Consider the following 25,153-nt stretch of genomic DNA (forward strand, 5'->3'; position numbering starts at 1 on the left):
CGAAAACTCATTACAATTCTAAGCAATACACCGTATTTCAATATTCGCTCATATCAAACACAATGTGATTATTATCGAAATATCACTGCATCACATTGGCGTGACAGCTTACATGAGTAAATCAAGCGGACTGGTAGTCGGGTCCCGCATATCTTTCACCACATGGGTGTAGATCATGGTAGTTTCGACTCTGGAGTGGCCGAGATATTCCTGTATCTGACGCAAATCAACACCATTTAGCAAAAGATGTGTGGCAAATGAATGTCTTAGAGTATGAACGGATGCATTCTTACTGATGCCAGACTTTTTAAGCGTTCTTTTGAGAGTTCTCTGAAGCACATCAGCAATTACATGATGTCGCCGCACTTTACCCGATTCCGGGTCTACAGATAACTTTGTTGAAGGAAAGATCCATTGCCATGCTTTTTCTTTGGGAGCATTTGGATATTTACGACTCAATGCATTGGGTAACCAGGTTTCACCATACCCTTGAGACAGATCTTCGTTGTGTAACAAGATAACACGTGCAATGTTCTCCTTAAGTTCGGGAATAATGATTTCTGGTAGTATCGTCGTTCGATCCTTGTTCCCTTTTCCTGCACGAACATAGATGAGTTTCTGATCAAAATCTATATCCTGAAGCCTGAGACGACAACACTCATTCACGCGCAACCCGCCACCATAGATCATCTTCAGCATGAGTCCGGTAGAGCCTTGCAAGAGGCACAAAATATTTTTAACCTCTTCAACTGAAAAGACTACAGGTAGCCTGGTTGTAGACCGCGCCCTGACAGCATCTTTCATGTCTGTCAGTTCAAGATTTAAAACAACCCGATAGAACATTATAAGTGCATTGAAGGCCTGGTTCTGTGTTGATCCAGACACCCTTCGTTTTACTGCAAGGTATGCGAGAAAATCTTTAGCATGTGCGGGAGTAATTAAAGATATATCACTCAAACGCGGATCAGTATTTTTACAATACCCTAAAAATTGTTCTGCCCATTTCAGATACGTTTTCTCTGTACTACGAGCATAATGCTTAAGGCGTATATTCTCCCGAATCATACACAATGCATCTTCCATGGAGATAGTAGAAGCTTCTTTGTTTACAGATGTATTTACAGTCTCTCCACCTAGACCACGAGATTTAAGAAAATTCACAAAATATAAACGGACAGCCTGATCGGCCTGCCGTAACTGCCAATCTTCGAATCCCGAATCATCAAGCAGTTTAATGAATACAGGAAGCTGTTCAGGCCATGAAAGATTTTGCCAATCCCCCCGTGCATTGAAAAACTTTCGAACCCAAGTCACAATAAATTTTTCCTTACCTGGCGGCACAATGGGACTTTTCAACAAAAACTCCCCGAAATGTGTGTCGTAAAACTCTTTGTTATCTTTCATTTTTATTCTATTCTCACCGATATCACGACTTATTCCGACTAGTCGTATATCATGGGCTATTGCAGATATCCCGACCTCAACAGTCACTATAAATTGCCCAAAAACGCACATAACTGTAAGAAAAATATCAGATTTGCAAGTTATACGACGGGTTGTATATCAAGGTCTATTTCAGTTATTCCGACCTCTTCACAATCCAGAGCATTCACCTTGCATTAATGAATTGCTTAAGATAGTATAACGAAATGTCCTAACATTTCTATGACATACAAGTGAACAGAGAGATAAAAAGCAGATTTGTGAAAGAATTTTCTCTGACTAGAACCAAGAATCAAAACAGGAAATTCGGTCTATTTCCCCCAAAATGCGACTAGTCGTATATTACACGATATGCACTAAAAATATGAACATCATCCTGCCAGAAAATATATACAAATTTTTACCTCTAGATATTAAGTTTGAAGTATCAGTTGTCGAGAATGGCGGTAAATCAAGGCAAAAGAATGGTTTCGATGCTTTAAAAGAGATAGTTGTAGATAATAAAATATTTTACTCTGAAGCAGCATCATTTAATGATCCATTTGAATTTGATGGTGTAATGTTAAATTCAGGACAAGATGACCAAAAGAAACAGGTTGGTTATAATATTTTGAGCCGATGTGGAATAATCTGTTTTAGTAGCCAAGTTAGAAATACGTTAATGTGGTCACATTATGCAGATGCCCATCGAGGTGTTGCTCTAAGATTTAAGTGTGTACCTGATCCATTTTATTCAATAGGCACTGAAGGTCGAGTAGTTAAAGTAGATTATGGTGACGAGATAATATTTAAAGATGAGTCAGTATTTAATGACAATTACGGAATTTTAGAAAAATTAGGCAGAAAAGCTCGTTGCTGGAGTTATGAAAATGAATATAGAGTATTCAATGTGCCCAGCCATTTAAAGGCTGATGATGCAACCGGAATCCAAAATTTTAATAGTGAATTGGTAGATGCAATATATTTGGGCATTAAGTCAGATGACACAGTCTTACAAAAAGTCAAAGGTATGGTAGAAATGGCATCACATCAAATAGATCTATATCAACCCTATAAGTGTAATAAAAATCTATTCCTAAAATTTAAAAAAATATAGATTTGCATATCAAGCCAATAAACGCGGACCCGCAAACAGCGCGCGGGCCGGTTATCACAACGTTATGCAACAGAATAAAATATCGAGAGTTGTAGTCTAAAATAATATGTCAAAAGAGACGTCAGTCAAAAACAAGGTTCAAGAATGGTTATCTAGCCAAGGATATTCATTGGAAATGGTAGTCTCCAAAGAATTTCAAAATCATAATTTTGAAGTTAGGCAATCTCACTATTATGAAGATTTTCAAACTAAGGAACATCGAGAAATTGACATCCTTGCTACTAGTTCTGATTTCCTTGGTTACGCAGAAGTTTCATTTTTGATTGAATGTAAAATAAGTAAAAAACCATGGATACTCTTCACCTCTGACAACACAATCTCCGGTTACAATAGACTTTTTGCGTTAGGTATTACCTCGGAAAAAGCTAGAGACGTTCTTGTTCAAGATAAATCCGAGAATCTATTCAAGTCAGCATTATTTAAAAAATCTGGCCGTATAGCTTATGGAGCTACTGTTGCATTTACAAACGGACAAGACACTGCATATAAAGCATCAATGTCTGCGATAAAAGCAGCGGTTGGTAGAAAAAATGAACTATCATCATCTTCAAGAGTTTTTAACGTCACCTTTCCGGTAATTGTGGTCGATTGTCCATTGTTTGAGTGTTACTTGTCTGAAACTAATGAAGTTATTGTGGAAGAAATATCTGAAAGCTATCTTTTTTATCATAACCACCTAGACAAAGAACCAGCAACTTGCATAAAAGTATTGCAAGTAGATTGTCTTGAATCATTCTGTACTGAAGCCGCATATTACTCAAAGATTTTTCTAGATATTTTTGAACCTGAAATTAAGAAAGAGCATCATAAAATAGCCCGTGGAAAACAATAAAAAATATAAATTGGCATAACCAGCTAATAAACACGGACCCGCAAACAGCGCGCGGGCCGGTTATCAAAACGTTAACCATAGACAATTGTGCAAAGATAATATGGCAAAGATAATACAATTCAAAAGTCCTTTGGCGAAAAAAATCAAAGCCGGTTTTCGAGGCTATCCAATTGCAACTATTGCATTCTATGGACCAGATAACAAAAAAGCAACAAAGGTAGTAGTTGGAGTATTTGAAAATGAAAATCAAAAAAATCCAGTTCAAATGGAAAAGTGGTTTTCAAATAACGAAATACGAACTGACATAAAAATTCTAAATGCCATTAATAATTACATCACAAAAAACAAAGTTCGCTCTGTAGTAATGGGTAATAAAATTCTTGGTTGTCCCCATGAGGCAGGCATCGATTACCCCGAAGGTGAAAGCTGTCCTCAATGTCCTTTTTGGGACGGGCGCGATCGTTTTACCGATGAATTGATCGAATAAAATCAAATGTAATACTTTGCACAACAAAGCGTCCATCATCGCTTCACTGCGTCCTGCTGTACTCTCTGAAGCTCGCCAGTGATCTTGACGTTTCGATTTAGAAGAAATGGACATGAGCATATGAAGAAAAATCACCTTAAGCTTTCCATAATATCTCTACTCTCTCTCATTATAGTCCCTGCATATTTTGTGTCTCCAGCTGTCGCAATTCAGTATAGTTGTGAGGTGACACCGGGAGTTTTAATATCTGCACCAAATGACAAAATGGTCGATCATGTTTGCAATGGAGCTGACCAGGCTATAAGATTTCTTGGGAAATATGAGTTGAAGCCCACAAGAGCAATATATATAGAAATTACAGAAGAGGTCATCAATCAAGATGGTTATGATGCATTTGGAAGTTATGACCGGCAAAGTGACCGTATTCTAATGATGTCATTACCAGCATTATTACAAAGCAGTACATCTCCAAAAATGTATAATATGCCATTTGACGAGGAACACTATATTGGAGCTTTAGCTCATGAAATCACTCATGCAATCTTCCACCACAACTCAATAAACATAGAGGAGAAATGGAACAATGCAGCGCAAGAATATCTTGCTCATGCCACCCAGCTCGGTGTTTTATCGGCACAAAGACGAGAATATATCATTAATTCTGAAAATACAGGCCATTGGGAGCCTGGAGATGAAATAAGCGTTACTTACATGGGGTTCAATCCTACAGCTTTTGCAGTGAAATCATATCTCCATCTGACTCAGATGACTAATCCACAATCGTTTATCCAGATTCTATTGAATCACAAATGGTTATATATATCAGTACCCTGATTTTCCTGCTGCAAAAAAGAAGAATGCGCTGTAGACGGTGAATCAAGATCTATCTTTTTTTCTATAAAAACAACAAAAAAATTTCGATAACCAACTGTTCCACTGGACCCGCAAACAGTGCGGGCCTTAGAACGCCACGTTATCGATTTAAAATTTACTGATCTATATCTAAGATATAATAAAGTATATATACACGGTGTACTCAATTACATATCAAGTTTTCCGGTTAATGAAATTTATTACTTGTCTACAATTACATGCATGACCTAATGTAATTAGGCTAGTCACATAACATTAAATTCAAAATATAAATCTATGCTTTCAAAGATAATAAAGGCGTTGAATATTCTCATTCAAGGCATATTCGCCCAACGAAGGTATGAGCGAGCTGCTGATTGCTTCGATGCCGGTGATTATGGCACTTTTTGTGCCAGGTGCAGTAAAACGATTAAAGGTCATCAAGCTTTAGATGCTCCCAAAGGTTTCAACAATGAAAAGTGGTGCATATCTTGCTTAAATTCATTTCATGGAAAAACGTATAATTAAATAGATATTTACGATAACAAATATATCAACACTGACTCGCTGAAGCTTACCGCTGGGTTTATGGGTTATTACAGAAAAAGGAGATGAAGAAATTTGAATATTCTGAGATCAAATCGTCTGGAATTGGTTTCGATGAAACCAGCATTACTTGAAGCCTTGTTAGATGGTGATCATACTAAAGCCGAACAAATTGGTGGGTTTCATGTTCCGGACGATCTCCTGCTTAGCAAGTCATTGCTTAGAATGAGATTGGAGCAGCTTCAAGTCGACTCCAAGGTACTCCCTTGGTTAACTCGGGCAATTGTTATCAAGCAATCAAAAACGATGTGCGGACATGTAGGTTTCCATTCAGATCCTGGACCTGAAGACCTACAGCTTATTGCTGCAGATGGAGTAGAACTTGGTTATTCGGTAACTGAACGTTTCCGCAAACACGGGTATGCGAAGGAGGCTGTGTTTACATTGATGAAATGGGCATTTGAGAACCATAAGCAACAATGCTTCATACTCTCAATCGCACCAGATAATGTAGCGTCATTGGCGATGGCCCGTTCGATGGGTTTCAAAGAGGTTGGTTCACATGTTGATGACGAGGATGGATTGGAGCTTTATTTTGAAAGGAGGCTGGAGCATTGGCCACAAGAATGGTGCAAGTAAAATACTATTAAAATTTAATTTACCCAAGCGGTCAACACGAACTCGCTGCGGGGTTTATGATTAAATTACACCAAAAACATACGTTTACTTGAATTCAGCATCCATTACCTCAGGCAAGATATAGATCCTCAATAAATCCTCATTGCATTGTAAAGACCATCAGGATGGATCACTGATATTCGCAAAATGTCCACTAATGAGCAATAGTTAATACATGCAAAATTAAGGGATTTCTGTAGTTGAGGAACATTTACGTAAAAATTTTAAAATCATATTATGAAAAAACTCTTCTTACTTTTTATTTTGACAACATCTTTAAGTTCTAATGTAAACAGTGATGAACTGCATAAGGTAACTTTTACTTGCCCGGAGTTGATATTTACGCTAACTCCTTCAATTAACAGTGTGAGCTTCTCAAATATTAATATTTTTGGCATTGCTGAAATGATACCAGACATTCCTCTCGGAAGCACATTTACAAAACATAATACATTAAGAGCAGAGTATCATTGGGATTATGTTACTTCTATTGATATTGAGTTCCCTAAGCAAGTATTGGAATTCAAGAATGGTGATACAACTGTAATCAAGTTTTCATTCGATGATGGTGACGGTGTTTATTTGCATGATGAATCACTTCAATGTAGTGTTAACATTAATTAGACTTAAACAATATAACAACTGAGCAAACATTTACTTGCTGAATTTCACCCACTATCACATTGATATATATCATAAAAGTCAGCATAGCCACTTCGCCAACTTTCAGGATACACAGTGACACAAACCAGGTGCATATTGCTTCAGATTATATTGTGTATATTTTAATTGCATACATGGATTAACTGACATACTACTCATCAGATATTGTCTCAGCTATATCGCTGGTTATAGTTTTTCACATAATCTACATGAACACTCCATATATCATGGAGCCGTAAAGCTAACATATTCAGCATCAACCAGGTAAAATATCATGAACATCAAACCTCTCGTTGGATTCGACAATATTAAATTTGGTTTCACAAGAGAGAAAGTTAAGGAAATATTGGGCAAGGCTAGCACTACTGAAAAAGTAGACTTCCCTGATGGGTCTTCCACAGACAGCTGGATCTATGAAAAGTTAAATATTGAGTTAAACTTTGATTCCGATGAAAAATTTAGACTTTCCAGAATCACATTCCATTCTAAAAATGCTGAGCTTGATGGAATCTGTATTATCGGAAAAAATGAAGAAGAATTAGTGAAACACTTCCCACAAGTATATCTAGACGAAGACCTTGGCGAATCCGGTAATAATTATGAATATCTTGAAAAAGAAATTTCTTTCTGGGTAATGGATGGTGTAGTTAAAAATTTCACACTTTTTGTCCCATTCGATGAGGCTGGAAATACAATTCTTTGGCCAAAATAAAAATATCTGATTAACACTAAGTATCAGCTTCGAAATGGAAAGCGTGAGGCGAAAACGACACTTACTATAAATTCCATTACGGAATTTATAGTAAGTGAAGGTCTAACGATTCATTAGAGATTGACCCACAAATGATAACGGATCATGACAGCATAAAAACTCCTCTTGCTGTCTTCCTCTATGCCAGGCTAGCGGAGTTTCAGGGGTAATCAGATAAAAATATGAAAAAAATAGCTTTTAGAAATTCACTAATCCCAAATAGCTGTCTGGTTGAAGGCTGGCACCACCAACCAGTGCGCCATCGATATCTGACTCGTTCATAATCTCTGCAACATTAGCAGGCTTTACACTACCACCGTATTGAATACGAACCTTTGCAGCAACATCACCATCAAACATTGCAGCAACAACTTCACGAATATAGGCGATAACTTCGTTTGCCTGCTGGCTGGTTGCGGTTTTACCGGTACCAATAGCCCAGATCGGTTCGTAGGCAATAACGACATCTGCGAGTGCCTTTTTATCAACACCGGCAAGGCCTTTTTCGATCTGAACTTTTACCACTGCTTTGGTTTCGTCAGCTTCTCTCTGCTCAAGAGTTTCGCCGCAACACAGGATAGGCAGGATTGCGTGCTCAAGAGCTTTAAGCACCTTTTTGTTCACGCTATCATCTGTTTCGTTAAAATATTGTCTCCGCTCAGAATGGCCAATAATCACATAATCAATAGCGAGTTCTTTCAGCATCAGCGGGGAGATTTCTCCGGTATATGCACCGCTCTCTTCATAATGCATATTTTGGGCTCCCACCTTAATTGCGGTACCTGCGGTGGCCTCTTTCAAATCTTTAAGCATGGTGAATGGTGCGCAAATAACTGCTTCAACATCCTTCCCTGAGACCTTGTCTTTTATTGCCGCTACGAAATCTTTCGCTTCGGCAATGCTCATGGTCATTTTCCAGTTTCCTGCAATAATAGGCTTTCTCATATTTTCCTCTCTTATTGTCTTGAGATTACACCAAACACATCATTTCAAGATATGACGTTGCGGGTCATTTGTCGTCACATGCATCAATTCCTGGGAGCACTTTACCTTCAAGAAATTCGAGAGAAGCACCGCCTCCAGTTGATATGTGCGACATCTTATCGCCGAATCCAAGTTGGTTAACAGCCGCAGCACTATCGCCACCACCAATAATTGTTGTAGCGTCGAGCGCAGCCAGGGTTTCAGCTATTGCCAGTGTACCTTTGGCAAAATTATCAAATTCGAACACACCCATCGGCCCGTTCCAGACAACTGTTTTTGCCTGCTCAAGTTCGCTTTTGAAAAGTTGAATAGATTTTGGCCCGATATCCAAGCCCATGAAGCCGGCACTGATGTTCTGATTTTCTGTGACAACACATTCCGTATCAGCAGCAAACGTCTTTCCACACACATTATCAACCGGAAGAAGAAGCTTGACCCCCTTCTCTTTTGCCTTGTTGATCATCTCAAGAGCATAATCGATCTTTTCTTCTTCCAGTAACGAGGTACCGATCTCATAGCCTTGGGCTTTCATGAAGGTATAGGCCATACCGCCGCCAATAACCAGGCCGTCAACCTTATCGAGCAGGTTATTAATCACCTGTATTTTATCTGAAATCTTCGCACCGCCCAGAATGGCCACCATTGGTCTCTTTGGGTTTGCAACAGCTTCACCAAGATATCGAAGCTCTTTTTCTATGAGATATCCGCAAACGCTGGTCTCAACAAACTGCGTTACACCAACTGTTGAAGAATGAGCGCGGTGAGCGGTACCAAACGCATCATTCACGAAGATCTCGGCAAGTGATGCTAACTCTTTAGAAAACACGTCTCCGTTTTGGGTTTCTTCTTCACGGTAGCGAACGTTCTGCAAAAGGATGACGTCGCCATCAGCCATTGCCTCAACAGCTTTTCTGGCAGTATTTCCTACGACATTATCGTCTGCTGCAAAAAGAACCGTTTTTTTCAACAATTCAGATAGCCGCTTAGCAACAGGCTCTAAAGAAAGTTCCGGCTTAGGCTGCCCTTTTGGTTTTCCCAGATGCGAGCATAAAATAACTTTAGCTCCATTCTTTACAAGATAGGTGATTGTCGGCAGTGCCCCTACCAATCGATTTTCATCTGTGATTACAAAGTCCTTCATCGGCACATTGAAATCACACCGAACCAGAACCTTCCTGCCTGCTACCTGAATATCTTCAATCGTCTTTTTGTCATACGTCATGCTATTCCTCCAACATTGTCTGTGGTTTGGTCGATACAATCAACATGCTCAGTTTCGGGATGAAAACGCTATTGTTCCCGTTAGAAAACGGCTTTTTTTACCAGATCCCGGCGTTAAGCTGAAAACTTCACATCCCGGTAAGCGAAGAATACGACTCCCAGATATCATATATATGGCTGTGGTAAAATTTGCAACCTTCCTTGATCTCAAGGAAAATGCCGAATTTTGATGGACACCATCAAGCACAATGCACCGAAACCCGGTTTCAAAACCTTCCTACACCAATGTATCACTTAATTCGGCAAATATGCGAGACACCTGCTGCCAATTGATTCAGTTGTGAGTTGCTAACATAGCCCATGGCCTTGAGTATGAAGATTGATACTGACCACCAAGATTCGGGACGCGAACTCAGTTACCCCCTACTCGGTATCCCTGAGTGACAATTACACACTAATGAATACATTGATGGGAAACATGCATTCGGGTTTCAATTGCATTTTTAACGAGTAGATCATGGAAAACTATCGACGCAATCAGCATAGAGCCATCACCAGCAAAGTTCAAGCGAAACAAAAAAATATTTCGTTTGAAATGACTTGTCGTGCATATCGAACATACCCCCAAACTTTTTACATATTTCACCTCCTCAAGCTGCATGCCCCAGTTTTTCTTCCCTTTTTAGCACGTAAGCAGCCCTCTAACCTCTCTGCAACCACGCGTTCATAATGCATTCATCATCTTGGTATTCAATGGTTTTCCAGAGCACAACCCATAGAAACCGTGTTTTTTACCAAATGAACATTTTCGCTTGTGCTCCGTAAATCTTTCGTTTATCGTATTTTTAGCTTTTAAATGAAACTCAAAAGCTAGCCATCCGAAACCTAGTGGTTCATTTTTTGAACCAACCCATTTTGGAGATTGCACATGAAAGACTTAGTATATGATTTGGCAATTATTGGTGGTGGTATTAACGGTGCAGGTATTGCCCGTGACGCCGCCGGCCGTGGCCTTTCCGTATTCCTCTGCGAACAGAATGATCTTGCCAGCGGCACCTCTTCCACTTCCACTAAACTTATCCACGGTGGCCTCCGCTACCTTGAATATTACGAATTTCGCTTAGTCAGAGAAGCATTAACCGAACGCGAAGTGCTGCTGAACAGCGCACCACATATTATCTGGCCGCTCAGATTTATCCTTCCACATCATAAAGGTCTACGCCCTGCCTGGCTCATTCGTCTGGGCCTGTTTCTCTACGACCATCTCGGCGGCAGAAAACTGCTTCCTCCAACATCCACAGTCGACCTCACCACTGACGAAGCCGGCACCCCACTTAAAGGTGGCTATACCAAAGGTTTCGAATACTCTGACTGCTGGGTAATCGACAGCAGGCTAGTAGTGCTGAACGCGATGGATGCGGCAGCTAAAGGTGCCGAAATTCAGACCCGGGCAAACTGCACCTCCGCCCGCCGCAAAGATAATTTGTGGAACCTTACCATTACCGACAGCAACACCGGCGAAAAACGCGAGATCCAGTCCAAAGCACTGGTTAACGCCGCCGGCCCCTGGATGGACACCACCCTTGCTAATATTGACCACTCTGCATCTCCTGAAAGCGTCAGAATGGTTAAAGGCAGCCATATTATTGTCAACAAACTCTTCAATCACAAACGTGCCTACATCTTTCAAAATGCAGATGGACGGATAATATTCTCCATCCCTTACGAAAACGACTTCACTCTGATCGGCACAACTGATGTTGACTTCAGCGGCGATCCTTCCGAGGTTAATATCACTCAGGAAGAAATCGACTATCTCTGCAAAGCGGCAAGCGAATATTTCACCAAACAGATTGGCCCCCAGGATGTTGTCAGCAGCTACTCCGGAATCCGTCCGTTATTTGATGACGGAAAAAGTGAAGCCAAGGCCGCAACACGAGACTACGTATTAAAACTTGATACAGATAACAACACGACACCACTGCTATCAATTTATGGCGGAAAAATAACAACCTACCGTAAACTCGCAGAATCTGTGCTGGCTAAGCTCAACCCGTTTCTACCGACCATGGGCCAACCATGGACTTCAGCCGCAGTAATGCCCGGTGGTGACTTTGATCCTGCCGATTTTGACCGGGAAGTAACCAAGCTCGGAACCACCTGCCCCTTTCTCACCAAAGAACACGCGACCCGCCTGATGCGGACATACGGCACCAGGGCTCGCGACATGATAAACGACCTTAAAGAACCCAGTGATATGGGTGAGTGCTTCGGCTCAAATCTCTATGAGTTCGAAGTAAAGTATTTAATCCGACACGAGTGGGCGCAAACAGCTGAAGATGTCCTCTGGCGTCGTACAAACACGGGCCTTGTGCTCAGCTCCCGGGAGGTTGAATCCCTGCGTAATTGGATGAAAATAAACAGCCAGTAAACCTCCACACACATAGAAAGGAGATAAGATGCAGCTTGAGTTACAAAACGTCTGCAAAAAGGTCGGAAACGAATTTCATATTCGGGATATAAACCTGACCTTGGAAGCAGGAAGTCTCAACATTCTTCTCGGACCAACGCTCTCGGGGAAAACCTCGTTGATGCGTCTGATGGCCGGGCTCGACAAACCGACATCAGGTCGTATTCTCGTAGATGGAAAAGATGTTGTCGGCATTCCCGTGCAGAAGCGAAACGTGGCAATGGTCTATCAGCAATTCATCAATTATCCGAACCTTACTGTATACGAAAACATCGCCTCCCCTTTGCGCATAGCAAAAGAGCCGGAGAGTGTCATTAAAGAGAAAGTAATGGAGTTTGCTGAAATTCTCAAATTGACACCGATGTTAAAACGCAGCCCTCAAGAGCTCTCTGGTGGACAGCAACAGCGTACAGCTCTTGCCCGCGCACTGGCTAAAGGCGCAGATCTGGTGCTGCTTGATGAACCACTTGCCAACCTTGATTACAAGTTGCGTGAAGAACTGCGCGAGGAATTCCCGAGAATCTTTGCCCAAACCGGTGCTATTTTTGTCTACGCCACCACAGAGCCTTCTGAAGCACTTCTTTTGGGTGGCTATACAGCCCCGCTTCACGAAGGAATGCTTACGCAGTTTGGTTCAACAATTGATGTCTTCAAAAAGCCGAATAACCTTATATCCGCTCAAACGTTTTCTGATCCACCGCTCAACCTGCTGCCGGTAACTAAGCTGAACAACACCATGCTGTTTAAGAGTCATGTCGATGTTCCGCTTGTTGGCAAACTGCCAGATCTACCGGATGACGACTACACAATCGCCTTCAGGCCGAACGATCTGTACCTCAAGCGGCAGTCAGATAGTAATATTGCTGTTAAAGCTAAAGTTGCCGTCACCGAAATTACAGGTTCCGAGAGTTACGTTCATGTTGATCTGGCCGGTTTGCGTTGGTGCAGTCTCGCCCATGGTATCCATAATATCGATATCGATACAACCATCGAGATGTACCTGGACCCATCCAAATTTTATGTATTCGACAGAAATCAGGATCTGGTAGTAACACCAGAGTCCATTTCGGCGGCTTAGAAGGAGATCAGCATGGCCAATATTAGACTAAAAGAAATTGCCCACTCCTATACAGGTGAATCGGACAATCCGGATGATTTTGCCCTTAAACGGCTTGATCTCACCTGGAGGGATGGAGGTGCCTACGCCCTTCTTGGCCCGTCCGGCTGCGGTAAAAGTACCCTTTTAAATATTATTTCAGGACTACTACATCCCACCCGAGGCGAAATCCATTTCAATGGAGAAAACGTAACTAAGCTCCCAACAGAACAACGTAATATCGCTCAGATATTCCAGTTTCCAGTTATCTACGATACCATGACGGTGTTTGAAAACCTGGCGTTCCCGCTTAAAAACAGAGGACGTTCGTCAAAAGAGATCGAGCCTCGGGTTGTAGAACTCGCACATATGCTGGGATTGGATCATGAACTCTATACAAAAGCTCAGCACCTTACTGCCGATCTCAAACAAAAGATTTCTCTGGGTCGGGGCCTTATCCGTCAGAGTGTCAACGCGATCCTCTTTGATGAGCCGCTCACAGTAATTGATCCGCAGATGAAGTGGGAGTTACGCTCGCAGTTGAAACATCTTCACAAGCAATTCGGCTTTACAATGATCTATGTAACTCACGATCAAACCGAAGCCCTCACCTTTGCAGATGAAGTTGTAGTCATGTATGAAGGTGAGATTGTTCAGGTAGGGACGCCGAAAGATCTGTTTGAAAAACCGGCACATACCTTTGTCGGATATTTTATCGGTTCTCCTGGTATGAACATTATTCCTTGTGAACTCAAAGGAAACAATGCGGTTGTTCAGGGCCATGAAATAGCCCTCACCAGCAGCTACTCCCGGCCAACCTCAAGCAATATCAAACTCGGCATTCGTCCGGAGCACCTTTCGCTAGCATCGCCAAACCAGGAGGGCATGTCTGTAAAAATTCTTAATGTCGACGATATCGGTCGATATAAGATCGTCAAGGTCGCAAAAGATGATGCTGTGTTTAATGTCGTCATGCCAGAAGTCAGCGGCATGACAGGTGACATGGGATCCCTGATTATTAATACTGATTTCATCAACATCTACGTCGATGAACATCGTGTAACAGGAGAAGCGCTGTGATACAAAAACAGGAGAATCAGAAGGCATGGTTTATGGTCCTGCCTGTGTTTTTACTGGTGGCCTTCAGTGCTATCATTCCACTTATGACAGTGGTCAACTATTCCCTTCAGGATACTTTCGGGAATAACCAGTTCTTCTGGGTTGGTCTTGACTGGTTTAGAGAGATTATTCATTCAGAACGTTTTCATGATGCCTTCTTCAGGCAGCTCATGTTCTCGGGCATCATTCTCGCTATTGAGATTCCACTTGGTATCTGTATAGCACTGGCAATGCCGAAAAAAGGCTGGGCCGTTCCGGTCTGTCTGGTAACCATGGCTCTGCCGCTGTTAATTCCCTGGAACGTTGTCGGAACAATCTGGCAGATTTTCGGTCGTGTAGATATTGGTCTTCTCGGCCACACTCTTGCTGCCATGGGTATTGATTACAACTACACACAGGACCCTATTGCTGCCTGGATTACTGTTGTTGTTATGGATGTATGGCACTGGACCAGCCTTGTTGTGCTGCTCTGCTACGCAGGTCTCTGTTCAATCCCTGATGCCTATTATCAGGCAGCAAAAATTGACGGTGCGTCCCGTATAGCAGTCTTTCGTTATATTCAGTTGCCAAAAATGCAGAGAGTTCTGCTTATCGCTGTACTGCTCAGATTTATGGATTCGTTCATGATCTACACTGAACCTTTCGTAATTACAGGTGGTGGCCCGGGTAACTCAACCACGTTCCTCTCCATCGATCTGGTGAAGATGGCAATCGGACAGTTTGATCTCGGTCCTGCTGCGGCAATGTCCCTGATTTATTTCCTCGTAATCCTGCTTCTCTCATGGGTCTTCTATACCGTGATGTCCAATGTCGGAGAAGAAAGTAAGGGAGGTGCATGATATGCGACTTAAATGGTTAGTTCCAACACTCTATATTATATTTCTCATGCTGCCGATTTACTGGCTGGTAAACATGAGCCTGAAGACCAATACAGAAATACTTTCAGTATTTACGCTCTGGCCGCAGAATCTGACACTTGATAACTATCGGGTAATTTTCAACGATCCATCGTGGTACAACGGCTATATCAACTCGATGATCTACGTCAGTATAAACGTTGTCATCTCAGTATCTTTTGCTCTGCCAGCTGCCTATGCGTTTTCCCGCTACAGCTTTGTAGGCGACAAGCATCTCTTTTTCTGGCTGCTCAGCAACAGAATGGCACCACCAGCGGTTTTCGCCCTGCCATTCTTCCAGCTCTACTCTTCAGTAGGACTGTTTGATACCCATCTGGCTGTTGCGCTAGCACACTGCCTGTTCAACCTGCCGCTGGCTGTCTGGATTCTTGAAGGTTTCATGTCAGGTATTCCAAAAGAGATTGATGAAACCGCTTTTGTTGACGGGTACTCATGGCCGAGGTTCTTTGTGAAGATTTTCATTCCGAACATCGCTTCCGGAATCGGCGTTACAGCCTTCTTCTGTTTCATGTTCTCCTGGGTTGAACTGCTTCTTGCCCGTACCCTTACATCGGTACACGCAAAGCCGATCTCAGCAATTATGACCAGAACGGTTTCCGCTTCAGGCCTGGACTGGGGTGTACTTGCTGCAGCCGGCGCACTGACAATTGTCCCGGGTGCTCTTGTCATCTGGTTCGTTAGAAATCACATAGCTAAGGGTTTTGCCCTCGGACGAGTCTAAAGGAGGAACACCATGGATTTCAGCTGGATGGCATGGACCACACCAACAATAATATTTTTCTCAACTATATTGTTTTTTCTGATCACGCTTACTGTTTGGGAAATCAGAGTTCCCGGTGGAGCGCCGCGTAACGGCATCCTTCGTTTTGAAACCACCCGAGGCGATCGACTGTTCATTTCGCTGCTCGGCTCAGCCTATATCCACATACTCTGGTTAGCCTTGACCAGCCTGAGTGTCTGGTTTGCTTTGGTTCTGGCAATAATTTTTGCCATTTGTGTTTTTACATTTGTCTAAACGGGTTACTGGCTGGCAGCAGAATCTGCCAACCAGTGAAACAGCAGTACAGCTTTACCTTGATGTTTTTTTTGTGCTACCGGGAAGGTAATTCCGGCAGCATCCCCGCACCACAATTGAGGAGAAAAACATGATCAAAAAGTTAGCAACAGCAGCAGCGGTAGTAGCTATCATGGCAGGACCCGCCTCGGCTGGCATGGACGAAGCCAAGCAGTGGGTTGATAGTGAATTCCAACCGTCAACTCTTTCAAAAGCTGATCAGCTGAAAGAGATGGAATGGTTCATTAAAGCTGCCGAGCCTTTTAAAGGCATGGAAATTAACGTTGTTTCTGAGACCATTACGACTCATGAGTACGAGTCCAAGACTCTTGCCAAAGCCTTTTCCGAGATCACCGGTATTAAACTTACCCACGATCTGATCGGTGAAGGTGATGTTATTGAGAAACTGCAGACTCAAATGCAGTCAGGCAAGAATATCTACGATGCGTTCATCAACGACTCTGACCTTATCGGTACCCATTTCCGTTATCAGCAGGTTGTTCCACTGATGGACTGGATGAGTGGCGAAGGTAAAGCAGTTACCAACCCAATGCTCGACCTTGATGATTTCATTGGCAAATCATTCACCACAGGCCCAGATGGAGAACTCTATCAGATTCCTGATCAGCAGTTCGCTAACCTGTACTGGTTCCGTTATGACTGGTTCAAACGTCCTGACCTGCAGAAGAAATTCAAGGATATCTACGGATACGATCTTGGTGTACCTGTAAACTGGTCTGCCTATGAAGATATCGCTGAATTCTTCTCTGAGAAAGTAAAAGAGATCGATGGCAAGCGCGTTTACGGCCATATGGATTACGGTAAAAAAGATCCTTCTCTTGGCTGGCGCTTCACTGATGCATGGCTTTCAATGGCTGGTGCAGGTGATGCAGGTATCCCGAACGGTATTCCAGTAGATGAATGGGGTATTCGTGTCGATGGCTGTAACCCTGTCGGTTCTTCTGTAGAACGTGGTGGTGCGACCAATGGTCCTGCCGCTGTTTACGCACTTACCAAGTACATCGACTGGTTGAAAAAATACGCACCACCTGAAGCTGCAGGCATGACTTTTGGCGAGGCTGGACCAGTTCCTGCTCAGGGTCACATTGCTCAGCAGATCTTCTGGTACACAGCGTTTACTGCTAACATGGCAGAGCCAGGAACACCTGTTGTTGATGAAAACGACAATCCTAAATGGCGTATGGCTCCTTCCCCTCACGGTCCTTACTGGAGCGAAGGCATGAAGCTTGGTTATCAGGATGCAGGTTCATGGACCCTCATGAAATCTACTCCGGTTGATCGACGTAAAGCTGCATGGCTCTATGCGCAGTTCGTTATTTCCAAGTCCGTTAGTCTTAAGAAGACCCACGTTGGTCTGACCCCTATTCGTGAAAGCGACATCCAGCACGAATCATTCACCGAGCGCGCACCTAAGCTTGGTGGTCTTGTAGAATTCTACCGTAGCCCTGCTCGTGTACAGTGGACTCCTACCGGTACCAACGTACCTGATTATCCTAAACTTGCTCAGCTCTGGTGGCAGAACGTAGCCGATGCAGTAACCGGCGACAAAACCCCTCAGGAAGCAATGGATTCTCTTGCTAATCAGCAGGATAAAGTTATGCAACGCCTTGAGCGTGCTGGCATCCAGGGCGAATGTGGTCCTAAGCTGAACAAGAAGCAGGACGCATCATACTGGCTCAACCTGCCAGGTTCTCCTAAAGCGAAACTTGCTAATGAGAAGCCTCAGGGACAGACCATCGATTACGATGAGCTCGTCAAAAGCTGGGAAGCTGCAAAGAAGTAAGCTGCAAAAGGTAAACACCTAAGTGTGTTTATCTGATCGGGCAGATCTGTATCACCTCGCGATGCAGATCTGCCTCTATTTCATGGTAGAATTCCAGTAACTATTCAGCAGCACCCCACCTGCCCCCGATCGGGACGCTTCGCATAGGCATCTGGAGCACTGCTAAACAGTTACGGCCTGCAAAAAAGGGTACGTATTAGGTCTTGACTGAATAGTTAGGAATTTTAATAATTACGCCCCATTCAACCAGTTTTTTTTGTTCAGTGTTTAATCCCTAATCGGGATTCTAAGGAGAAGAAGATGTCATCGTATATCTTGGCGATTGATCAGGGTACCACTTCAAGCAGGGCTATTATTTTTAACGATGATTTTGAAATTGTCGCTTCATCGCAGCAGGAATTTCAACAATTTTTCCCGGACTCCGGCTGGGTTGAACATGATCCTGAAGATATCTGGAACTCTACAGTCACAACCTGCCGACAGGCCCTTGAAAAGGCTTCATTAAAGGCTTCAGACATTGCTGCAATCGGCATTACAAACCAGCGTGAAACAACCCTCGTATGGGATAGAGAGACCGGTGTACCCATCCATCGCGCAATCGTCTGGCAGGACAGAAGAACAACTGATATCTGCAATGTTTTATCGCAGCAGGGACACGACCCGATTATCAGCAAAAAAACAGGTCTGCTTCTTGATTCGTATTTCTCAGGCACCAAGATCGCCTGGATACTTGATAATGTTGAAGGAGCACGTGAAAAAGCTGAAGCAGGCAAGCTCGCTTTCGGAACTGTTGATACGTTTTTACTGTGGCGCCTTACTGGTGGCAAAATGCATGCAACAGATGCAACTAATGCCTCACGAACACTGCTTTTCAATATCCACACAAATGAATGGGATGCAGATATGCTGGAGCTTCTCCGCGTACCTGCGTCTATGCTCCCTGAAGTTAAAGATTCATCCGATGATTTCGGCATGACAGATCCTGAAATTCTTGGCGGCGCAATTCAGGTAAGCGGTATAGCGGGTGACCAGCAGGCTGCTCTTGTCGGACAGGCATGTTTTAAGCCTGGCATGATGAAATCAACCTACGGTACCGGCTGCTTTGCTGTACTCAATACCGGTGATCAGGCTGTCTGTTCTAAGAATAGATTACTCACCACCATCGGCTATCGCATTAATGGAAAAACCACCTACGCGCTGGAGGGCTCAATATTTGTTGCAGGCTCTGCAGTGCAATGGATGCGCGATGCAATGGGACTTATAGAAGATGCCTCAGAAACCGGAAAACTCGCCCGCCAGGCCGACATCAATCAGGATGTCTATCTCGTACCTGCATTTACAGGCCTTGGAGCTCCACACTGGGATGGCGACGCCCGTGGAACAATCTTTGGAATTACGCGCGCCACCGGCCCTGCAGAACTCTCGAAAGCTGCCCTTGAATCGGTATGCTTCCAGACCCGTGACCTTCTTGAAGCTATGCGGGGTGACTGGGAAAACATGGGGGAAACTGTTTTACGGGTTGACGGTGGAATGGTTGCCTCCAACTACACAATGCAGTTTCTGGCAGATATTCTCGCTGCTCCCGTTGATCGTCCGCAACTCCTTGAGACAACTGCAGTTGGCGCTGCCTACCTTGCAGGTCTGCGTGAGGGAATCTACCCGCAACCTGAAGAATTTGCCGAATCATGGAAGCGCGACAAACGGTTCGAACCGATGCTAGCCGAAGATATCCGTGCTCGAAAATATGAAGGCTGGAACAATGCTGTACGGCGAACCCTCTGTTCTGGGAATTGTCCCCCTAAGCCAGTTGCAGCAACAGCAAAGTAATTTGTAACTATCCCACCTGCCCCCGATCGGGACGCTTCGCATAGGCATACTATAGCCAATCGTCCCGCTTGAGGCCATCTGGAGCACTGCTAGACAGTTACGGCCTGCAAAAAAGGGTACGTATCAGGTCTTGACTGAATAGTTACAATAATTTTTGGTTTTAATGTTTGGCATTTTCTCCAGACACTAAAATTAGATAAGTACCACTAAAAATCACTCGCAAGAGACACAACAATACATCTAAAACTACAAAGGAATAAATAATATGACTGTTAAAATAGGTATCAACGGTTTTGGACGAATTGGTAGAAGTATATTCAGAGCAATCGACACTGATCCTGCCTTCAAAGATATTGAAGTTGTAGCAATTAATGACTTAACCGACACCGCTACGCTTGCCCATCTGCTCAAATATGACTCGGTAATGGGTGTTTACAAGGGTGATATTGTCAATTCTGATAAAGGCATCCTGGTAAACGGAAAAGAAATTTCCGTTACAAGTCACAGGTCACCTGCCGAGATTCCATGGGCTGATCTGGGTGTTGAATATGTTGCAGAATGCACAGGCCTCTTCCGTGACCTCGCGTCTGCCGGAGCGCATCTTGATGCAGGCGCAAAGAAAGTTGTCATCTCTGCTCCTGCACAAGGTGATGTGAAGACATTTGTTATGGGTGTCAACGAGGACGATTATGACCCCAGCTCTCATCCCATTGTTTCCAATGCTTCATGCACCACCAACTGCCTTGCACCTTTTGCCAAAGTTATCCTTGATAATTTCGGAATAAAAAGCGGTTTGATGACTACTATTCATGCCTATACCGGCGATCAACGTCTTCTTGATTTCCCGCATTCTGATCTTCGCAGGGCTAGAGCTGCTGCACTTTCTATGATTCCTACAAAGACTGGTGCGGCTGCAGCGGTTGCTCTTGTTATTCCGGAGCTGAAAGGCAAATTTGACGGTCTTGCTGTTCGCGTTCCCACACCAAACGTCTCTCTTGTAGACGTTGTTATGGAAGTTGAAAAAACCACAACTGTTGAAGAAGTGAATGCAGCCTTAAAAGAAGCTTCAAACAGATATCTCGGTTATACAGAGCTTCCCTTAGTATCTATAGATTTTCAGGCGGATAGCCACTCTTCAATTATTGATGCACAATCCACCAAAGTAGTTGGCAACAGTGTTAAAATAATGAGTTGGTATGATAATGAATGGGGCTACTCAAACCGAATGCTCGACCTTATTCTTCATATGGATGGTAAAAAAACGATTTAATCGATCAACATCCGATCATTATACCACGTTCTGCTTTACCTCTGCCGGCAACTATTCTCCGTTAAATAGTTGCCGGCTTCTTCCTGGAAAGACCGCCACACACCAACACCCCGATAGCAACCTCATAAAGACATTGCAAATGTCTTCTCGTTAATCCACAATAAATCACACTTTTTTTACATACCAAATTGCCATATCGTTTCAAATATTTTCCACACACTTAAAAGGAGAATTTGATAATGAAAAAAACAGCAATTGCGGTACATCTTATTTTTGCAGGAGCCCTCTTATCCGGTAGCGCTATGGCCTCAGGGAAGGCACATTGGGGATATACCGGTCATGAAAGTCCGGAGAACTGGGGAAAACTATCTCCGGAATTTGCAACATGTTCATCAGGTAAAAATCAATCGCCTATCAACATCACTTCAACAATCGAAGCTGAACTTCCCAAACTCATGATTGACTATGCACCGGGCGGAAACGAAGTAGTCAACAATGGACACACCATACAAGTTAATTACGCTGCCGGAAGCACATTAACCCTTGGAGACATTGAGTTTGAACTCAAGCAGTTCCATTTTCACACACCAAGCGAAAACACAATAGAAGGTGAGTCTTTTCCTATGGAGGCACATTTTGTTCATGCAGCCGCAGATGGAACTCTTGCAGTTATCGGGGTAATGTTCAAGCAGGGTGAAAGCAGTAAGGAACTTGAAAAAGCCTGGTCAAAGATGCCTATGAAAGGTGGTGATAAAGCAGCACTTACCGATATTGTCGACGCATCTGCCATTCTTCCCACTGATCAGGGTTATTACCGATTTAACGGTTCTCTCACAACTCCACCATGTTCGGAGGGAGTTAACTGGTTTGTGATGAAAACTGCTTCGACTGCATCCAAAGAGCAAATTGACAGGTTTACTCAAACCATGGGTGGAGCCACCAATCGCCCGGTTCAACCTGTAAATGCCCGTGTTATTGTTCAGTAAGTCTTCTATTCGGTTAATGAGTCGAATAGCACAAAAAACAGAAACGCCGGATTTTCCAAAGTGGAGAATCCGGCGTTTCTGTTTTTTGTAATTGAAGCTGTTTTACTATAGAGCAATACGAACTACAGTACCTAAAAACACCGTATCCGAATCAATATCAGTGGCTTCGTTATCAAGGTCAGCCGAATCATTAAAACGATAGGTTGCATAGATATCCCAATAAATTCCCGGCAACATTTCGAGATTAACACCTGCTTTCAGAGCAAAAAACGGTTCGTCGGCAAAATCGCTGTCACGATATTCAATTCCGATTCCTGCACCGGCATATAAACCTTGGCCCACAAGGACGAAAGCCTGCGGTGCAAATGCGGTTTCACCATATTTATCCGGTAAAATTTCCAGATCCAATTCAAGACCTATAAGGCCTGGCCAATATTGATAACTGGCAAGATACGAAAAACCGTCATCATCAACATCAGATACGTCAATATCATCGACTGCGACCCAGTAATTGATACCACCACCTAAACGATGATCTGCTGCCTGCGCCTGTGAAGTAAAAACTCCGAGGAACACAAGTAAACACACTACGCATAACCTCTTCATGGGGGGGACTCTCCTATAAACGTATTATGCACACGCCATTTCTCCTGAAGGCTGTGCAGATTCTACACCTGGGGGAATAGTTGAGTCCAATATAAACCAACTTTTACAGGATAACAACAGACGGCACTATGATGTCAGGCTTTTTTTCTGAGAGGAGATGTAAAACGAGCAGATCAATCTATCTGTAGTACACACATTGTAGACAGGAGTGCCGCAAACCAGTCGTAATCAGCAAACTGGTCTGCGACACGTTTTTTTAAAAAGAGCTATTGAACTAAACCTCTCCAGCCTATTTGACTATCATAGCCCAATCAGGCACGACCCCGATTTCAATACCAAAGAGCGGGATAACAATAGCATAGGTCAAAGCAACTGTGATGAGAATTCCCAGAACATTCAAGCCAAATCCACTTTTAACCATCTGCGGAATGGATACATACCCCGAGCCAAAAACAATAGCATTTGGAGGCGTTGCAACCGGAAGCATGAACGCACAGGAAGCAGCTATTGCAGCCGGAACTACAAGCAACAGAGGATTCTGACCCAGACCAATAGCAATTGCAGAAAGAATCGGCATTACCATCGCAGAAGTTGCAGTATTGGAAGTCAACTCTGTCAGGAAGATGATCAGGGTTGCAACAGCCAGCACCATGACAATGACGGGGGCCGTGTCCAGCAAGCCGACCTGGCTGCCAATCCAATTGGCAAGTTTTGTCGCTTTGAAACCAGCTGCCATCGAAAGACCGCCACCAAAAAGAATCAGAACCCCCCACGGCATCTTTGACGCCCAGGTCCAATTCATAACGAACTCATTTTTCTTCAGGTTGATCGGAATTGCAAAGAGAATAAGCGCACCGGTCATGGCAATTGTTGCATCGGTGATAAGCTTTGGATCCGGGAACATGAAGCCGATCTGCTTTCTGAAGATCCAGCCAAGAGCGGTAAACATGAAGATCAATGATGTCCAGCGTTCCCCGCTGCTCATCGAACCCATCTCTTTAAGCTCTCTATCGATAAGGTCGCGGCCACCCGGAACTTTCTTCAGTTTCATCGGATTAGCAAAACGGATCAGCCACAACCAGCAGAGTGGCAGCATAATCACAACAAGCGGCACACCAACAAGCATCCAGTTAGCGAAGGTAATTTCGTATCCATACGTTTTAGTCAGATAGCCTGCAAGAACTGTGTTTGGCGGAGTACCAATCAAGGTTGCAATACCGCCAATTGATGCCGCATAGGCAATACCGAGCATCAGGTTCAGACCAAATGCAAATTTTTCAGGGGAAAAGTCGATCTCTGCATCAAGCCCTTCTTTTTTTCCTTCAGCAATAACATGATGAATAATAGCCAAACCAATAGGCATCATCATAACGGTTGTTGCGGTGTTTGAGACAAAGGCGGAGAGCACTGCAGTGGCAGTCATAAAGCCAAAGATAAGTCTGCTCGGTGAAAACCCGACAACCTTGACAATATTCATCGCCACGCGCCGATGCAGATTCCAGCGTTGCATGGAAAGAGCAATAATAAAACCGCCCATAAACAAAAAGATAAGGTGACTGGCATACGGTGCAGCCGCCGCCTTAGTGTGCATGATACCAAGAAGAGGAAAGAGAGTAATGGGAAGCAGACTGGTGGCAGGAATAGGAATAGCTTCAGTCATCCACCATGTTGCCATAAGCAGGGCAACTGCTGCCATTTTCTGCGCATCAGGCCCCATTCCTGAGGGTGCCGGCACTACAAGCATAAGAATAAATAACAGAGGCCCCAGAGCAAGGCCAAATTTCTGCCTCGATGTGTATTCTCGCGGCTCATCTTCCTTTACACCGTCCGGACCTGTCTTCAAGCGCTGATTATGCTCAGCCGGTGCTTCGTCAAGACGTTCTACCGACGGCGAATCATCTACTGCCCTGTTTTCAAAGACATGGTCTGTTTTGAATTGCTTAAATATTTCTCGTGGCCTGAATAACACAAGAGCCTTAGTTTCATCGTGCATCTGCCATAATCTGTCCCAAACTGCTGACGACATAGTCGCTCCTCCTCCTAGATTGGCTTTTCATCAACCGTATGCTTTTCCCATCGGGAACCGGTCAATTCTATCCCTGGCTGCATCTTGCTCTACTTAATATATGCCTGTTATTTACTTCCCTCCTCCGGATGATTAATGTTGTTAATTCCTGACAATCAACGCCCACTGAAATCAATGAACCAACTACTATTACAATTATCTTCGAACATAAAATGAATGACCACTCACTCATAATTGGTACAAAATTGATACCAGATCAACACTGCCTGCGCAACATTTCTGTAACATGAGATGTGATTACGGTCTTATCACCATATTCTGCTAATTTTACATGGAAGTACTGCTACCTGTAGAAACCACACTGA

22 protein-coding genes are annotated in these 25,153 nt (G+C 43.5%); 17 read left to right on the forward strand and 5 right to left on the reverse strand.

Annotated elements, in window-relative coordinates:
* Positions 1 to 108: 108 nt before the first annotated feature.
* Positions 109 to 1,491, reverse strand: coding sequence for an integron integrase (locus FCL46_RS17235; RefSeq protein WP_217909460.1), 1,383 nt, complete (start codon positions 1,489 to 1,491; stop codon positions 109 to 111).
* A 316-nt stretch (positions 1,492 to 1,807) separates the two neighbouring features.
* On the opposite strand from FCL46_RS17235, the gene FCL46_RS17240 reads away from it, so the two are divergent.
* The 7 genes from FCL46_RS17240 (at position 1,808) to FCL46_RS17270 (ending at position 7,369) form a co-directional block, all read left to right on the forward strand.
* Complete coding sequence (locus FCL46_RS17240; protein WP_167506045.1) at positions 1,808 to 2,539, forward strand: DUF2971 domain-containing protein; 732 nt, start codon at positions 1,808 to 1,810, stop codon at positions 2,537 to 2,539.
* Positions 2,540 to 2,645: 106 nt separating this feature from the next.
* Positions 2,646 to 3,431, forward strand: a complete 786-nt coding sequence (locus FCL46_RS17245) for a hypothetical protein (protein WP_136809962.1) — start codon at positions 2,646 to 2,648, stop codon at positions 3,429 to 3,431.
* 100 nt (positions 3,432 to 3,531) lie between these two features.
* The gene (locus FCL46_RS17250; protein WP_136809963.1) at positions 3,532 to 3,918 is read left to right on the forward strand and encodes a hypothetical protein; all 387 of its coding nucleotides are present in this window, start codon (positions 3,532 to 3,534) and stop codon (positions 3,916 to 3,918) included.
* A gap of 120 nt (positions 3,919 to 4,038) precedes the next feature.
* Complete coding sequence (locus FCL46_RS17255; protein ID WP_136809964.1) at positions 4,039 to 4,752, forward strand: DUF6639 family protein; 714 nt, start codon at positions 4,039 to 4,041, stop codon at positions 4,750 to 4,752.
* 639 nt (positions 4,753 to 5,391) lie between these two features.
* Entirely contained in the window at positions 5,392 to 5,955 is a 564-nt protein-coding gene (locus FCL46_RS17260) for a GNAT family N-acetyltransferase (protein WP_136809965.1), read from the forward strand.
* Between the two features lie 276 nt (positions 5,956 to 6,231).
* Positions 6,232 to 6,618 (forward strand): hypothetical protein, encoded by a 387-nt coding sequence (locus tag FCL46_RS17265; protein ID WP_136809966.1) that lies wholly within the window; start codon positions 6,232 to 6,234, stop codon positions 6,616 to 6,618.
* Positions 6,619 to 6,931: 313 nt separating this feature from the next.
* Positions 6,932 to 7,369, forward strand: a complete 438-nt coding sequence (locus FCL46_RS17270) for a hypothetical protein (protein ID WP_136809967.1) — start codon at positions 6,932 to 6,934, stop codon at positions 7,367 to 7,369.
* A gap of 237 nt (positions 7,370 to 7,606) precedes the next feature.
* Here FCL46_RS17270 and tpiA read toward each other — a convergent pair whose 3' ends face one another.
* Together tpiA and FCL46_RS17280 are read right to left on the reverse strand one after the other, a co-directional pair.
* Positions 7,607 to 8,353: a triose-phosphate isomerase gene (tpiA, locus tag FCL46_RS17275; protein WP_136809968.1), complete on the reverse strand. Its 747-nt coding sequence runs from the start codon at positions 8,351 to 8,353 to the stop codon at positions 7,607 to 7,609.
* 64 nt (positions 8,354 to 8,417) lie between these two features.
* On the reverse strand, positions 8,418 to 9,614 hold the full coding sequence (locus FCL46_RS17280; RefSeq protein ID WP_136809969.1) for a phosphoglycerate kinase: 1,197 nt from the start codon (positions 9,612 to 9,614) through the stop codon (positions 8,418 to 8,420).
* Positions 9,615 to 10,541: 927 nt separating this feature from the next.
* Here FCL46_RS17280 and glpD point away from each other — a divergent pair.
* The 10 genes from glpD (at position 10,542) to FCL46_RS17330 (ending at position 22,156) form a co-directional block, all read left to right on the forward strand.
* Positions 10,542 to 12,044, forward strand: a complete 1,503-nt coding sequence (glpD, locus tag FCL46_RS17285; RefSeq protein ID WP_136809970.1) for a glycerol-3-phosphate dehydrogenase — start codon at positions 10,542 to 10,544, stop codon at positions 12,042 to 12,044.
* Positions 12,045 to 12,072: 28 nt separating this feature from the next.
* Positions 12,073 to 13,161 (forward strand): ABC transporter ATP-binding protein, encoded by a 1,089-nt coding sequence (locus FCL46_RS17290; RefSeq protein ID WP_136809971.1) that lies wholly within the window; start codon positions 12,073 to 12,075, stop codon positions 13,159 to 13,161.
* 12 nt (positions 13,162 to 13,173) lie between these two features.
* Complete coding sequence (locus FCL46_RS17295) at positions 13,174 to 14,259, forward strand: ABC transporter ATP-binding protein (protein ID WP_136809972.1); 1,086 nt, start codon at positions 13,174 to 13,176, stop codon at positions 14,257 to 14,259.
* Between the two features lie 32 nt (positions 14,260 to 14,291).
* Positions 14,292 to 15,137, forward strand: a complete 846-nt coding sequence (locus FCL46_RS17300; RefSeq protein ID WP_420811283.1) for a carbohydrate ABC transporter permease — start codon at positions 14,292 to 14,294, stop codon at positions 15,135 to 15,137.
* A gap of 1 nt (position 15,138) precedes the next feature.
* The gene (locus FCL46_RS17305; protein WP_136809973.1) at positions 15,139 to 15,936 is read left to right on the forward strand and encodes a carbohydrate ABC transporter permease; all 798 of its coding nucleotides are present in this window, start codon (positions 15,139 to 15,141) and stop codon (positions 15,934 to 15,936) included.
* Positions 15,937 to 15,948: 12 nt separating this feature from the next.
* Positions 15,949 to 16,230 (forward strand): DUF2160 domain-containing protein, encoded by a 282-nt coding sequence (locus FCL46_RS17310; protein WP_136809974.1) that lies wholly within the window; start codon positions 15,949 to 15,951, stop codon positions 16,228 to 16,230.
* A gap of 130 nt (positions 16,231 to 16,360) precedes the next feature.
* Positions 16,361 to 18,073, forward strand: a complete 1,713-nt coding sequence (locus FCL46_RS17315; RefSeq protein ID WP_136808843.1) for an ABC transporter substrate-binding protein — start codon at positions 16,361 to 16,363, stop codon at positions 18,071 to 18,073.
* 300 nt (positions 18,074 to 18,373) lie between these two features.
* Entirely contained in the window at positions 18,374 to 19,900 is a 1,527-nt protein-coding gene (gene glpK, locus FCL46_RS17320) for a glycerol kinase GlpK (RefSeq protein ID WP_136809975.1), read from the forward strand.
* A 265-nt stretch (positions 19,901 to 20,165) separates the two neighbouring features.
* Entirely contained in the window at positions 20,166 to 21,170 is a 1,005-nt protein-coding gene (gene gap / locus FCL46_RS17325) for a type I glyceraldehyde-3-phosphate dehydrogenase (protein WP_136809976.1), read from the forward strand.
* Positions 21,171 to 21,409: 239 nt separating this feature from the next.
* Positions 21,410 to 22,156, forward strand: coding sequence for a carbonic anhydrase (locus tag FCL46_RS17330; RefSeq protein WP_136809977.1), 747 nt, complete (start codon positions 21,410 to 21,412; stop codon positions 22,154 to 22,156).
* A 105-nt stretch (positions 22,157 to 22,261) separates the two neighbouring features.
* Here FCL46_RS17330 and FCL46_RS17335 read toward each other — a convergent pair whose 3' ends face one another.
* Positions 22,262 to 22,762, reverse strand: a complete 501-nt coding sequence (locus FCL46_RS17335; RefSeq protein ID WP_228723241.1) for a hypothetical protein — start codon at positions 22,760 to 22,762, stop codon at positions 22,262 to 22,264.
* A gap of 289 nt (positions 22,763 to 23,051) precedes the next feature.
* A complete protein-coding gene (locus tag FCL46_RS17340; RefSeq protein ID WP_136809978.1) occupies positions 23,052 to 24,788 on the reverse strand; it encodes an SLC13 family permease in 1,737 nt (578 codons plus the stop codon).
* Between the last annotated feature and the right edge of the window lie 365 nt (positions 24,789 to 25,153).

The sequence above is a fragment of the Desulfosediminicola flagellatus genome (assembly GCF_005116655.2).
GTDB lineage: Bacteria > Desulfobacterota > Desulfobulbia > Desulfobulbales > Desulfocapsaceae > Desulfopila > Desulfopila flagellata.